13 protein-coding genes are annotated in these 14,285 nt (G+C 45.0%); 1 reads left to right on the top strand and 12 read right to left on the bottom strand.

What is annotated here, in order from left to right; genetic code table 11:
- Window positions 1–34: 34 nt before the first annotated feature.
- The 12 genes from ACLROL_RS09470 to ACLROL_RS09415 form a co-directional block, all read right to left on the bottom strand.
- Window positions 35–1,147, bottom strand: a complete 1,113-nt coding sequence (locus ACLROL_RS09470) for an ABC transporter ATP-binding protein (protein ID WP_087199836.1) — start codon at window positions 1,145–1,147, stop codon at window positions 35–37.
- 2 nt (window positions 1,148–1,149) lie between these two features.
- Window positions 1,150–1,893 (bottom strand): HAD family hydrolase, encoded by a 744-nt coding sequence (locus ACLROL_RS09465; protein WP_087199838.1) that lies wholly within the window; start codon window positions 1,891–1,893, stop codon window positions 1,150–1,152.
- The gene (locus ACLROL_RS09460) at window positions 1,883–3,379 is read right to left on the bottom strand and encodes a CehA/McbA family metallohydrolase (RefSeq protein WP_087199840.1); all 1,497 of its coding nucleotides are present in this window, start codon (window positions 3,377–3,379) and stop codon (window positions 1,883–1,885) included. Before ACLROL_RS09460 ends, ACLROL_RS09465 begins: the two co-directional genes overlap by 11 nt.
- A gap of 1 nt (window position 3,380) precedes the next feature.
- Window positions 3,381–4,685, bottom strand: coding sequence for an ABC transporter substrate-binding protein (locus tag ACLROL_RS09455; protein ID WP_087212538.1), 1,305 nt, complete (start codon window positions 4,683–4,685; stop codon window positions 3,381–3,383).
- A 46-nt stretch (window positions 4,686–4,731) separates the two neighbouring features.
- Window positions 4,732–5,517 carry a carbohydrate ABC transporter permease gene (locus ACLROL_RS09450; protein WP_413067743.1) on the bottom strand — a complete coding sequence of 262 codons (786 nt, stop codon included), beginning with the start codon at window positions 5,515–5,517 and terminating at the stop codon, window positions 4,732–4,734.
- Between the two features lie 135 nt (window positions 5,518–5,652).
- Window positions 5,653–6,537, bottom strand: coding sequence for a carbohydrate ABC transporter permease (locus ACLROL_RS09445; RefSeq protein WP_221919338.1), 885 nt, complete (start codon window positions 6,535–6,537; stop codon window positions 5,653–5,655).
- Window positions 6,538–6,693: 156 nt separating this feature from the next.
- A complete protein-coding gene (locus tag ACLROL_RS09440; RefSeq protein ID WP_087212532.1) occupies window positions 6,694–7,992 on the bottom strand; it encodes an MATE family efflux transporter in 1,299 nt (432 codons plus the stop codon).
- A gap of 133 nt (window positions 7,993–8,125) precedes the next feature.
- Window positions 8,126–8,626 (bottom strand): CarD family transcriptional regulator, encoded by a 501-nt coding sequence (locus ACLROL_RS09435; RefSeq protein WP_087199852.1) that lies wholly within the window; start codon window positions 8,624–8,626, stop codon window positions 8,126–8,128.
- A gap of 139 nt (window positions 8,627–8,765) precedes the next feature.
- Window positions 8,766–9,752, bottom strand: a complete 987-nt coding sequence (locus tag ACLROL_RS09430; protein WP_087199854.1) for a DnaJ C-terminal domain-containing protein — start codon at window positions 9,750–9,752, stop codon at window positions 8,766–8,768.
- Between the two features lie 96 nt (window positions 9,753–9,848).
- Window positions 9,849–10,238, bottom strand: coding sequence for a GtrA family protein (locus tag ACLROL_RS09425; protein WP_087199856.1), 390 nt, complete (start codon window positions 10,236–10,238; stop codon window positions 9,849–9,851).
- Window positions 10,217–11,161 carry a glycosyltransferase family 2 protein gene (locus ACLROL_RS09420; protein ID WP_087212526.1) on the bottom strand — a complete coding sequence of 315 codons (945 nt, stop codon included), beginning with the start codon at window positions 11,159–11,161 and terminating at the stop codon, window positions 10,217–10,219. Before ACLROL_RS09420 ends, ACLROL_RS09425 begins: the two co-directional genes overlap by 22 nt.
- A gap of 60 nt (window positions 11,162–11,221) precedes the next feature.
- Window positions 11,222–13,207 carry a DUF2142 domain-containing protein gene (locus ACLROL_RS09415; RefSeq protein WP_413067739.1) on the bottom strand — a complete coding sequence of 662 codons (1,986 nt, stop codon included), beginning with the start codon at window positions 13,205–13,207 and terminating at the stop codon, window positions 11,222–11,224.
- 237 nt (window positions 13,208–13,444) lie between these two features.
- Between ACLROL_RS09415 and ACLROL_RS09410 the strand changes: the two genes are divergently transcribed.
- Complete coding sequence (locus ACLROL_RS09410; protein ID WP_413067738.1) at window positions 13,445–13,954, top strand: helix-turn-helix domain-containing protein; 510 nt, start codon at window positions 13,445–13,447, stop codon at window positions 13,952–13,954.
- Window positions 13,955–14,285: the final 331 nt, after the last annotated feature.

Below are 14,285 nucleotides of genomic sequence, written 5' to 3'. Positions count from 1 at the left end.
AGTCAAGCGGAAATCAAGTCTTTTTCCAAACATTTTAATGTACAATCGCCATCTGCGTGTCTTTATCAAAGATATGCATCTTTGACAAATCCATGGCAAGTGCGATCTCGTCTCCTCTTCTTGCTTTCGTATCAGATTTTACTGATGCCGTCAGATTCTCTGAGTTTTTCTCACAGTACAGGCAGCACTTATCTCCCAGCATCTCGTATACCTCCACTTTTGTGTGGACCGTGGCATCCGGAAACCGGCTCAGCATCGTTTCATCGTCGTATAGATCTTCCGGCCGGATCCCAACCACAACTTTTTTTCCGGTATACCCTTTCCTGAGCAGCATGTCGCCTTTTCCTTTATCCGGAACAATGATCCCAAGTCTTGTTGCAAGCTTTACCTCTCCGTCGTTTATGATGCAGTCCGCCTCTAAAAAATTCATTTGAGGCGTCCCGATAAATCCGGCGACAAACATGTTGACCGGATAGTCATAAAGCTGGGACGGAGTGTCCACCTGTTGCATGACCCCATCTTTCATCACGACGATCTTTGTTCCGAGAGTCATCGCTTCCGTCTGATCGTGCGTCACATAAATAAATGTAGTGTCGAGATTTTTATGAAGATTCCGTATTTCTGTGCGCATCTGATTTCTCAGCTTCGCGTCCAGATTGGACAAAGGTTCATCCATGAGAAATGCTTTCGGTCTGCGCACGATAGCCCTTCCCATCGCCACCCGCTGCTTCTGGCCTCCGGACAATTCTTTTGGTTTTCTGTCCAGGAGCTCCTCTATTCCAAGAAGTTTTGCTGCCTCCAGCACTTTTTTTCTCCGCTCTTCTTTCGGCACTTTTTTCAGCTTCATGCTGTACGCAATGTTTTCGTACACTGTCATATGCGGGTACAGCGCATAGTTCTGGAAAACCATCGCCATATCCCTGTCACAGGATTCCACATCGTTCATATACTCTCCATCTACGTAAAGTTCGCCTTCGGTAATGTCTTCCAATCCGGCAATCATACGGAGTGTCGTAGACTTTCCGCATCCGGACGGCCCAACAAAGATCACGAATTCTCTGTCATGGATATCCAGTGAAAAATCCCGCACTGCTGCCGCTCCGCCCTCGTATATTTTTGACACATGTTTCAGTTCTATTTCTGCCATCTTTAGATTTCTCCTTCCAGTGCATCTAAAAGCTTCGGTATCTCTTCTACCGATGGAATGATAAAATCTGCATATTCTCTTAAGTCCTTTTCTTTGCTTACTCCGCTCAGTACACCTGCAGATTTTGCTCCCGCTTTCTTAGCAAACAGCATATCGTTTCTCGTATCGCCTGCCACAAGCACCTCTGCCGGCTGTATCTTGTTCTGCCGCGCAAAATCAAGAAGCATATCCGGCGCCGGTTTTGGCTGTTTCCTCCCGTCATCCGCCCCAAGATAATCCAGGTACTCGAGAACGCCCAGCTTTCTCATACAGTTTTCCGCTGATTTTTGTGTGTCCGCTGTAGCAAGGCCGATACAGATTTCCCTCGCTTTCAGCTCCTCGAACAAACCCCCGAGTTCTGCAAGCGGAACAATCTTCGCGTCCTCTCCCTGCATCGCTTTTTCAAACATCCGTTTCATTTGATCTTCCGTCCGCTTTTTATCAAAGTCCAGACTGTATTTCTCCAAAACCCGGCCTATATCCTCCGCTATTTCTGCAAAGGATTTGTAGGCAAGAGCTCCGTTTGGATCGACTTGTCCATCACAGATCCCAATAGATTCATAGAGTGCATTTTCCAGGTCTTCGCATCCGCTGAATCCATTTCGGCGTATAAATTCCGGGATGACTTTCTGCGCCGCTTCCAGCCACAGGCCAAAAAAATCAATCAATGTACCGTCTTTATCAAACAATACTCCTCTAATCTTCATCAAACACCTCCAAAGCTTCCTTATAGTTCAAAAAGGCTGCTTTTTTCGTTCCCTGCCATACCGGGTTGCTGTACAGCAGAAAGTCCCCTTCTTTCGTCCGCACTTCAAACCGTGCCCAGTTCCATTCCCCTTCGCGGAATGCCACTTCGTCCGCCGCACGGACGCCTTCTTGGGAAGCATCCGTCACAAGTTTCTTTCTTTCGCCGTTTACTATAACATAAACTTCCGGCGTTTGAGAACATCCTTTGACTTCGATCTCCATTTTTACTGTCCGATTACAGTTTTCCAGTTTATCTCCAGGAAGGAATTCTCGCCCTTCTGATTCAATCCTGATATCCGCCGTGCAAAACCTGCTCACATAGATATGGCCTTTTTTTACACCTTCCACAAGCAGTTCCGGCGTGAGGGAATCACAGTGGACGTACGTTCCCGGATCCCCGGCTATAGACGGCAATGAAGCGCCTTCATACCGCTCTTCTGCCAGATTGTGAGAATCGCTTCCGCCGATTCCCCATATACGATGTCCGTTCTGCCACAAAAAGTCCAAAAATCGGATCGCCTTATCGTTGGACGGCTTCGCATCCGTATATGTCGGATCATTTATTATCTCTATGCAATCTATATCGGAAAGCCGCGCTTCCCCATACTTCCATTTCCAGATTGTCAGAAACGGATGATTGATGCTGACGATCCAGTTTCTTTTCTTTGCTTCCCGGATCGTTTCATGGAGATACTCTCCGATCTCCGGCTCCTGATTAAATTCCATGATCTCCGGCAGTCTCTCCGGCATCTTGTCAATGCCGATCAGATTACAGTGTCCGATCTCCGTCGTGATCTCCACTCCCGGCAAGATCAGCAGCGAATCATCGATCCAGCCGGTAGGAACAACATTATGTTCCGTCGGGACATAAAAATCCATATCCATCTCCACCGCTTTTCTCATAGCGTTTTCGATTGTCTCTTTTCCGTCAGAAAGATGTGTATGCGTGTGGAAATCCCCTTTATACCATCGTTTTCTGCTGCTGTAAAAAGTTTTTCTGTTATAATATCCAAGCCAAATCTGCTCTCTGTAGTGCCTGTCTACCCACAGACTTTTTCCGATGGTTTCCGTGATCTGTGCTTTACGGTCCGAGATGTGGAAACGAAGTGGAAATGTAAGGTCTCCAAGTTTCTGTTCGATATATTCTGTAAACAGAAAGACCGTAAGCGTCCATGTCCCCGCTCCAATCGGTCCCGGAACACCGCTGATGGTCGTATCTCCTGCATGTTTTCCTATTGAAATTATTTTTTCTCCGTATCCGGCCATTTTCTGGAACCGGATACGGTTTTTTTCGTCACGGATGACGATATAACCCATCAGGGCATACTCATCTTTTTCCACGTCTATTGAGATCGTAAGCCGCTTCAGCGGCTTTGTTATGACGATCTCTTCTGTGAGTTTTTTCGGCGTGGATTTATTGATAAAAAGTGTGATTGATTTTTCCATACTATTTTACGTTGTCAAGCGCCTCCTGTGCTGTTTTCTGCGCTTCATCCAGAGCTTCTTTTGCAGAGATCCCTTCGATCTCTACCTTATCTGCGGCGATGGTAAGCGCATCGATGATCTTTCCTCCCGTCGGGTCGTTGATGGAAAGGGAACCATGCATGGACTGTGTAAGCGGCACAAGAGCCTGCGGGTTTTCATCTGTGTAGGCCTTAAATTCCGGATCCTCCTGTGTGGACTTACGAACTGCAACATATCCTGTATTCATAGACCATTTTGCCTGGTTCTCCGGCTCTGTGAAGAATTTCATAAATTCATAGACACCTTCTTTTTCTTCATCGGATGATCCGTCAAGCATAACAAACTGGAGCGCATCTGCCGTCGGCGCAGATGGATTTTCTCCCCATCCCGGCTGTTCGAAAGCGCCGACCTTTGTAAAGTCAAGGTCTGCCTGATCTCCTGAAGATCCGGTATATCCGCCAGCTTTATCCTGGAGTACGTCGTCAATGGTCTTATACCAGTATTCCCATCCCTGTCCTCCGGAATGGATTGTCATGATCTTGTCTTCGTGGATCCACTTGCGGAAGCTTTCCCACACTTCTACCCACTCTTCACTGTTGATCAGCACAGTCTTTCCGTCGTCACTTATAAATTTTGCACCGTTGCTAAGAGATGCATCTACCAGATTGCCACATCCCCACATCGGTTCCCATCCATAGAACGCCTCCCCTTTGGACATCTTCTTTGCGGCTGCTTCCAGATCCTGCCATGTCTTGATAGATGCCGGGTCAATACCTGCGTCGGCAAAGGCCTGCTTATTGTAATACATAACCTGAGTCGTCCCGTAAGCCGGAAGGGCAAAGAGCGCTTCCCCGTCGTCTGACAATCCCTGGTCGTAGAAAACTTCAATATAATCCTCTTTCTGAAAGCTGTCGTCCTGTTCGATGAATTCATTCAAATCGGACACCTGTTTTTTTTCATACAGATTTCTCGACTTATCCACGTCCAAAAGAGCGATATCCGGTGCATTTTTCCCGGCTATACCTGCCTGCAGTTTTTCATATGTCTCTGTATAGTCTGCCTGTGTTGTTCCTTTGATTTCATATTTGTCCTGTGATTGATTAAACTCTTCTACAAGATCTGTGAGGACATTTACCGCCGTTTTACCTCCTGAGTACCAGAAGTCGATCTGGATCTTTCCATCTTCTGTCTTCTGTGTCCCGCCAGACTTCTGTCCGTTTCCACATCCTGTCATCAGTGTTGCTGCCATCGCCGCTGCCAGTAAAGCACATAAAATTCTCTTTTTCATCTGATTTTTTCCTTTCTTTTTCGCATCTGTAAATAAACTGTAAATCCTACCCTTTCATTCCTGTGTCGCCGCCAATTCCGTTGATAAACCATTTCTGTGTGAATGCAAACAGAACAAGGAGCGGGATGACGATCACAGCACTTCCTGCCATGACAAGCGACCAGTTGGTGCCGTAGGCGCCGCCTTCTATGAAAAACTGCCGCAGCCCCTGCGACACAAGACTCAGCCTCGTATCATCTGTGATCAGGGACGGCCACATGTAATTGTTGTAGCATGTGATAAAGCTCATAAGCCCAAACGTGATAAACGATGATTTGGTCATCGGCATCACGATCTTCCAAAGTGTCTTCCAATGTCCGGCTCCGTCTATTCTTGCCGCCTCGATCAGCCCTGTCGGTACCTGCATAAAAGCCTGCCGCAAAAGGAAGATTCCGAAAATACTTACCGCACTGGATATGATCAGACCAGTATATGTATTCAACAGGTCCATATTGGCAAGGATGATGTATGACGGAATGTAGGTTGCCGCTGTTGGAAGCATGTATGTCCCCATAATGATGGCAAAGAGGGCCTTCCTTCCTCTAAAGTGCATGAATACTATGGCGTATGTGATCATTGCCCCCGTCACAAGCTGGATCGCTACGGTTATAACAGAGACATAAAGACTGTTTCCGATATAGCGCACGATGGGGGACTGAAAGATGACCTCCGTAAAATTCTGCCACTGTGGATTTTGCGGGAAAAAGGCGCTCACGTCCATGATTTCCTCTTTTGTCTTCAGGGCACTTAAAATCATCCACAGGAACGGAAATGCTGTTACTGCGCTGGCCATCAGAAGCACAATTTTTTTTACCCATTCTGCAGCTGTGCTTGACGCTTTCTTCTTTTTTCGATGCACTGCCGGCCTGGCTGAAACTTCTGTTTTCAAATTCAATGTTCTCTGACTGTCCATTTTCTTGCCGCCTTTCTAATAATGTACCCACTTTTTGGATGCCCTGAACTGCACCGCTGAGAGCAGGACTGTGATCACGATCATGACCATGGCTACCGCTGTTGCCTGCCCCATGTCAAACTCTTCAAACCCAAGCTGATAATACATGTAAAGCAGTGTTCTCGTACTTCCGGACGGTCCTCCCTGGGTTAGGATCTGGATCTGATCGTACGCCTGCAGAGAATTGACCATCGTGATGATCATGAGGAAAAATGTGGTAGGCGATATGCTCGGTATCGTGATGTCGCGGAACCGCTGCCACTTCCTCGCCCCGTCAAGCCCGCACGCCTCATAGAGTTCAGACGGTACTTTTTCCAGCGCGGAAAGGTAGAAGATCATCGCGTATCCAAGACTCTTCCATACCGTTACGATGATTACCGCAAGCAGGGCTGTATCTGAACTTTCGATCCATTTCAGACCAGGCATATGAAAGAAATTCAGCACCGCATTTGCGATCCCTGTATCCGGATCAAAAATCCATACCCAGACAATGGAAATAGCGACTGTCGGCGTGATCCATGGCGAGAACAGAATAAATTTGTAAATGCCGCTCCCCCGGAAATGTTTCTGCAGAAGCAGCGCCAAAAGCAGCCCTCCCACTAATGTCGGAATCAATGTCCCAAGTGTAAAAATCAACGTATTCAGTAATGCATCGTAAAATCTGGCATCCTTGAACAAGGCGATAAAATTGTCAAGGAACACAAAATCGTATGTCGGACTCATATAATCCCAGTTTGTAAAACTGATAAACAGCGATCGGATAATCGGATAAATCCAGAAAACGACCAGTGGGATCAATGCCGGTACTACAAACAGCAATACATTTGCCGAATACTTCCAATCTCTTTTTTTACGTTCCAATGCTTTTTCTCCCTTCTTTTGATTGACGTGAACAGTATAACGGATACATGTTAAAATCAACCTGTGCACAAAGTTAAATGAGCGTAAAAAAGAATGCACGTTTGTATAATTTCACGTGCATTCTCTTTGCATTTCTCATTTTTCTTTTACAAAAGTTTACATTCTTGTCTTGCCCGCTCTTCTGATCGCAAAGCAGACAAGCAACATGACTGCCTGCGTGACCGGAAGCGAGATCCACACTCCGGATAGTCCCGAAAAAAGCGGAATGACAAAAAGCAGGATAGGAGATATGAAAAAAAGCTCACTGTAGACAAGTCCCATTGCCTGTCTCACGCACATCGTTGCGTTCATATAAGAAACGTTGAGTTTCGCATTTCCCATAAATAAAAACGCCACAGCACTCAATCTCATACCTGGCACAAACATCTTTCCCGCTTCCCCTGACATCCCAAAGATACCTGGAATAGCTGGAGCTGCCGCCGTCACAAGCAGACAAAATCCAACTCCAAGCAATATCAGACAGATACGCGCCGCCCGCTGTATAAATCTGCAGATGTCCTCTCTTCCTGCTCCGTGATAATAACTCACAAGCGGCTGTATCCCATCGCCCACTCCTGTGAGCATAGACTGAACCGGAAAAACGACGTAGGAGATGACCGCATAACAGGCAACCGCCGTATCGCCCCCAAATCCTGCACATCGATAGTTTGTAAAAATCAGCACAACCGATGGTCCGATGGACAGTCCAAACCCAGGAATTCCTGTCTTTAGAATCCGCCAAACCTGTCCTGCCTTGAACGAAATCTGAAATTTCAGTTTCTCCTTTCCATAGAGGCAAAAAAGCGCAATAGCCATGACGACACACTGTGCCGCCACCGTCCCGATGGCTGCTCCCCGGATACCGATCTTGACCCGGAACATGAGGATATAATTCAGTGTGACATTTACTGCCATACCGGTTATCATAGCCGCCATCGCCTCAAAAGCCCGATGCCTGTTCCGAAGCACAGGGACAAGTCCGGCTCCAAGGACCTGGAATACAGCGCCCCCGGCGATCACTGATGCATACTCCCATGCATATCTGTACACTTTCCCCTGAGCTCCCAGAAGACTAAGGAGCGACGGTCCAGCCACGAGAAACAGCACGCTGATCAACGCCCCAAAAAGAAAAAGCGATGTGATCGTCACATGAAAAATCGCGGAAGCTTCTTCTTCCTCCTTACTGCCCATGCATCTGGAATAAAGAACGCTCCCGCCGATCCCGATGCCGATCCCAAGCGCCGTGATGACTGCCGGTATCGGCCATGCAAGATTGACTGCCGCCAGCCCGTCATCCCCTACAGCATGTCCGATAAACAGTCCGTCCACTACCGAATACATTCCTGTAAAGCATAGGGCAAATATTGTAGGTATGCAGTCCCTTGCCATCTTTTTCAAAATTGCTTTTCTGTTCATCTGTGTATGTCCTTTTCTTTTGCATTTGCAGCATGGATTTTGTCCGTACTGCCGTTCTATAGGATATCACAGAATTGTAAATTTTGTTCGCAAATAGAGTAAAAAATATGTTTATTCTTTATTTTACCAGTTTCTATTTTCCGAGTTTCTCTTTGATGAACTCGTGGACCTCCTCCGCAGGAATCTGAAGAGAGACGGCAAGTTCGTTATAAAGCGCATCCTGTGCCGCTTTGAAATAGCGGCTGTCAGCCGATGTCATCTTTTTGCCCTGCGCTTCCCTTCTCGTCTTCCTTCTGTAGATCGTCTTCATCAGTTTGACAAGTTCTTTTCCATCGCAAGTCTTGATCGCCTCTTTGTATGTCTCCTCACGTTTTTTCTCCTCCCGAATCTGAAGTTCTGCTATTCCATTCATCGCGTCGATCAAATCCAGCGCCTCTTTCTCTGTCATAACGTCCCTCAGCGGGACTTTCCGGCCATCCACCGGCGCAAACACCGTGCTGTCCTTGCTGCGGCACGGGACGAGCGTATAGTACATTCTGTCCTTTTCTGCGGTTAGTGTTTCTAGGGTTCCGATCTTTTTTACTTCACAGACTCCGTTATGTCCATATACAACAAAGTCGCCTACTTTAAACATCTGCTTCCCGCCTTTCTACCTATTTATATATAGTTTAGCATTTTTTTTGGTATTTTAGTAAGCGGAAAATAAATTTTCTCTAAAAACCGGCGTTTATTTGTTGTTTTTTGTCCTTTTTATCCCGTATATTTGCATCTTCTTATGCCGCATGGTGTTTTTCTGAACCCCTCTTTTTACACACTGCATCAAATTCCCGAAGCTTCTGCTCAGCCTCCGGGCTTAGATTTTCCGGCACCTCTATCTGTACTGTCACATACTGATCTCCGTATACTGACGGATCTTTCATGGAAACGATCCCTTTTCCTTTCAGTCTTATCTTTGTACCGGACTGTGTACCCTTGCGAATGCTGCAGACCACATTTCCAGTCAGTGTCTGCACAACAGCCTCTCCTCCCAGGGCAGCCGTTGCAAACGGAATACGTACAGACGAATAGACATCCATTCCCTTTCGTTCAAATCCCGGCTTCTTTTCCACATTGACCCGCAAGAGCAGATCCCCTGCTTCTGCTCCGCCTTGGCCCGGCATCCCTTTACCCCTGAGCCGGATACTCTTACCTGTGTCAATGCCGGCCGGTATATGCACTTTCAGCGACTGTACGCTGCCATCTTCTTTCTGGATACGGATCATCTTTTCACAGCCAAACACCGCCTCTTCAAAACGCAGAGAGACATCGCTTTGAATATCACTCCCCCTCATCCGAAATGTCTGCCCGCCAAATCCGTCCCGAAATCCCTTTTCTCTTCTCCCGGCACCGCCACGGAACATATCTCCGAAAATATCTCCAAAAATATCCTCCATATTGCCGCTTTCGAAATGAAATTCCCGGTATCCTCCATTCCCGTCAAACCCGCGGAAACCTGAGCCGGATGCGCTGCCGCCGTACGTCTGGGCACTTCCGTCAAAGGCACTGTGCCCGAACCGATCATAAAGCTTCTTTTTTTCCGGATCGCCAAGCACATCATATGCTTCCGTGACTTCTTTAAATTTCTGCTCTGCCGCTTTGTTTCCGGCATTGGTATCCGGGTGGTATTTCTTCGCAAGTTTCCTGTATGCCTTTTTGATCATCGCTTCGTCTGCGTTTCTGTTTATGCCTAATACATCATAGTAATCTCTTTTTTGTGTCATTTTATCACCCTCTCCAAAAACTACTGTTCTATATGTAATATAACAATTAATTTTCAGATTGTCAATTGTTCCAAGTGCAGATTGACACAACTTCCACTACTCCAGGAAAATTTTTCTTGTGACAAAATTATATACCATGACGATCACTGTAGCTGCAACTTTCACAAACAGATAGTTCCACCCGATGACATCCGTCCCTGTCTTCATGAGAATCTCTGTCAGAGCAAGCCCGATCACACTGAATACCACAAACAGCACAAAATTCCGGCCCTTTCCATAGGCCGGATTTGTGTTGAACACGTATTTGACACTCAGCAGATAGTTGACTATGACCGATACTGTAAAGGAAACTCCTGCCGACAGTAGATAGTATATGTCCATCCACTCTGTCAGCACATACAGCATCCCGAAATCGATAACAAAACAAAGTATTCCTACACCGCCAAATTTTATGATCTGCTCTGCTAATTTTCTTCCATTTCGCATATTCCCTGCTCCAATACCTGTAGTCTGAATTCGAATTCCCGCTTTTCAATCTTGATAATCTCGTCCAATACCATGCCGTTAAAAAAAGCCATCAGTGCAGCCATCATCATGAACCCGCAGACAATCAATGTAGGAAACTTTGCCACCATTCCCGTCGCAAAAAACGGTACCAGAACCGCCGGAACAAATACCGCCGCATCTATGAGGATCAAAAGAACCGCAAGCACTGTAAAAAAGTGCATCGGCCTGTAATTTTTCCACAGTTTCACGATGGTACGCAGAACAGCTATCCCGTCTGATATCGTATTGAGTTTAGACGTACTCCCTTCCGGACGGTCTCGATATCCGATAATGACATTGTCAATATCCATATTTTTGTCAACAGCATGGATCGTCATTTCCGTTTCGATCTCGAATCCCTGAGACAACACTGGGAAACTTTTCACAAAAAGATAACTGAAGGCACGATAACCAGTCATCACATCCCGAATATCGTTTTGAAACAAAAGATTGATCCATGATCGAACCATCCGATTTCCCGTATTATGAAACCGCCTTTTATTTTCTGTGAAATAGGTGGACGACAGACGGTCTCCCACAACCATATCTCTCTGCTTTTTCAGTACCAAATCTGCCATCTCTCTGGCATTTTCCGCCGGGTAAGTATCATCCCCATCTACCATGATATAACACTTGGCGTCGATCTCCCGAAACATCCTTCGGATTACATTTCCTTTTCCTTGTTTGTTTTCATACCGGACTACCGCGCCTGCATTTCTTGCGATTTCATCTGTATGATCCGTTGAACAGTTGTCATAGACGTAGATGACCGCCTCCGGCAGCACTCTTCTGAAATCTTTGACGACTTTCCCTATTGTCTGGCTTTCATTATAACATGGAATCAAAACTGCAATCTCATCCATCTTTTTTCATCTCCAACTTTCTCTCTCTTTTATCTTGATATTACTATTAATCTTTTTGAATCAAATAAAATTTCCAAGCGCATGAATCAACATTGCACAAAAAACAGTCAAATCTATCATACAAATGGCCCCATAACTGTTCCATGGCACATATCCCCCGTTTCTCGCTGCCTGCCTCTGAGGTTTTATTCCCAGAAGTAGCGGATAAAGAAGAGGGATGAAATATCTTCCCTGGATCCCTTCTATCCATCTTTGTCCGACCGGAGTCCACTGCCCGTACAGCGTCACAAAGATCAAGAAGAAAATAAAGACAGATGTCCCGACCATCAATGCCCGAATCGGACGTTTAAATGAATATCCTTCCGTATCATTGTCGAGGAATACATCCGCTGCCAGAATAAATGCAAACGGAAATACAATGAACGGCGGAATCTGAATCGTAAGCCATCCCATCTGATCCCCCAGCATCTGCATGAAATAATCCATCCATGCGATCTCCAGCGTCCGGAAAAATGTGGCACAAAATCGAAGTGGATGAATCAGGATATATTTGAGCTGCTCTGCCGTGTCCACATTGACATCTGCTTTTATCCCGCCAAGAAAAGACGATGCGATGGCAAGCCAGCCAAATGTCAATATAACGATCGCACATCCTGCGATCACAACATGCAGAAAGAATGATTTCCTGCTCTTAAATCGTTCGATCGGAATCGCAAACAACAGCAGACAGAATGGCACGTATACAATCTTACAACAACACAGAAAGACAATCAGTGTATACAGTACTGCAATTTCTTTTTTTCCAATCACACCTTTTTTCTTATACCTCAAAAACAAAATATATGACGTAAAAAGAAGTACGACTGCCAGCGCCAGTCCATCGGCTGAAAGGGAGTTTGCAGCCTGAAGGCTCATCGGCAGAAGGGCAATCATCGCAATGAGATTTTTTCCAAAAGGCGCCAGTATGATGGCCAAAACGGTAAGGATCCCTATAACTGCACAGTTCATTACTCTACCCGCGTAGGCCATTATTACCGGAAAATCGGTAAAAATATCTGCCACTGCGACTCCCACTGCCTGTGGTATATAAGAGTGCGGCGCATACAAGGCTGTGTTTGGAAACTCATAAAATACTTTCTCACTCTCATTAAGCCGGTCATTCCAGTGATGTCTGATATCCCACAGAGAGACATCTCTTGTGGTCAGCGCTCCCGGACACAGGCCCTCTGGAAATTCTCTTCCGACTACTGTATATTCCTCTCCATCTTTTTGCACTTCCTTCGTATCCGAGATAAGATGTCCTTTTGAAATCTCATATATTCTGTAAAAATGGTTGACTTCATCCGGCGTATTGAAAATCGGAATGGCCAAGAATGAAAACAAACTGATCATAATATAGAGAAATAAAAAAATCTTTTCTACCTGTATTCTCTTTACTGTCTCTATCTTTCGCCGATAGTGAATGAAAGCAATCATTCCTGCCACAGCAAAACCACATACCCCTGCAAAAGCCAATGACTTCGGAAACACTCTGTAAATAATCCTGTAAGATGGCTGTTCCACATTTTCTCTTGTTGTAGTGCCCAATTTGATCCCTGCATCTTTTTCACAGGACACCTCTATCGATAAAATATCCCCTTTACATCCCTCCAACACCTGATCCAATGGAAAATATGTCGTCTCCGTGTCTGCCACGTCTTTCTTTTTTATCTTCCATTCCTGAACCATCTCTTCCTCATGATACAACCGAATACTAACGCTCCCCGTATTTCCGTCAGAGACTTTCTGTAAGAAGAGCTCGATTCCTCTGATCTTGTCAACATTACACTGAAACTCGGCCTGGTATTGGGAGTCTGCCCGCATCGGCTGATAATGCCCGGCTGTCGGCAGTTGTTGGTTGGTCACATTTCCAAGCATTCTGGATTCCCCTACCATATACCCCACAAAGGCAACAGCAAGAACAATCAGCCCAATCCATGCCGGAATCCACCTTTTTTTGCCTTGAGTCTGATTTTCTAACACACCCATTTTCATATGTTCTATCATAAAACTTTTTACCTCTTTTTCCCCTTTTGCTTGTTCATATTGTTTATATCATAGTTCCACAATTTCGGCGATCAATATGTAAAACTCAGCAATGTCTGATGTAATAATCAGCTGTCGCTGTTTTACCTTCTTTTATTTACAATAAGATATTGATAAGATTGTCAAAATTTTTCCGAAACTTAAGTTTACAAACATTGCTGTTTTGCTTTTTAAAAAAATAAAGGGAGGAAAACACGAATGAGAAGTATATGTGAAATACTAGAACTTGCAAAAGCAGATACGGATTATATGGAGACGGTCTTAAAAGACTTTGAACCTCTGGTCAAAAAATATGCCAGAAAGATGTTTTTTCTGGAGTATGAAGAAGCCTTTCAGGAATTGGAACTTGCAATCATCGAAGCAGTTCACCGGATAGAAATCTATCCCTCTGATGCACAATGTGTGACATATATATCACGAGCCGTAATCTATGCATACCGGACACAGTGCAACCAAAACATCCGTAAAGTGAAATGTGCAAATTTGGATGAGATTTATCCGTATTGGGAAAATTTTTCGGATATAGAGTTTTTTGCAGACTTAGAAAATAAGTTCTGCTCTCTTTCAGCTTCCCAAAAGACTCTGCTTCTTTTGCTAATCCAGGGGGAATCCGATTCTGAAATCGCAGAACTTCTTCATGTTAGCAGACAATACGTCAATAAAGCTAAGAAAAACTTTTCACACATTAGTTTCTATGAATGCCGATAGAATTATTGTATAAATTATTAAAATAGAATATTTCGCCTTCCCATGCCTAGTAGTTCAAAATCATTCATCATAAAAATCATTCATCATATATGTTTGCTTTGCAAACTTGTTAAGCTACCATTTGGTTGCATAAATTTGTTTATACATATATCCATTCTACAGCTTACGCCCGGCAAGAAGGACAGACTATTATTCCTTCCGGTCTATCATCTAGATAGCCTTATTGATTACACTAAGTATTTTACATCATTTTTCAAAAAAATTGTTCGCTGATAATAGCTAACTTGAAATTTTAAATTCCAGTGCAGAGTTAAATTCCACCACACTTTGT

Source organism: Sellimonas sp. (assembly GCF_047234585.1).
In the GTDB taxonomy this organism is placed as follows: domain Bacteria; phylum Bacillota; class Clostridia; order Lachnospirales; family Lachnospiraceae; genus Sellimonas; species Sellimonas caecigallum.
This window is presented reverse-complemented; position numbering and strand designations above follow the sequence as displayed.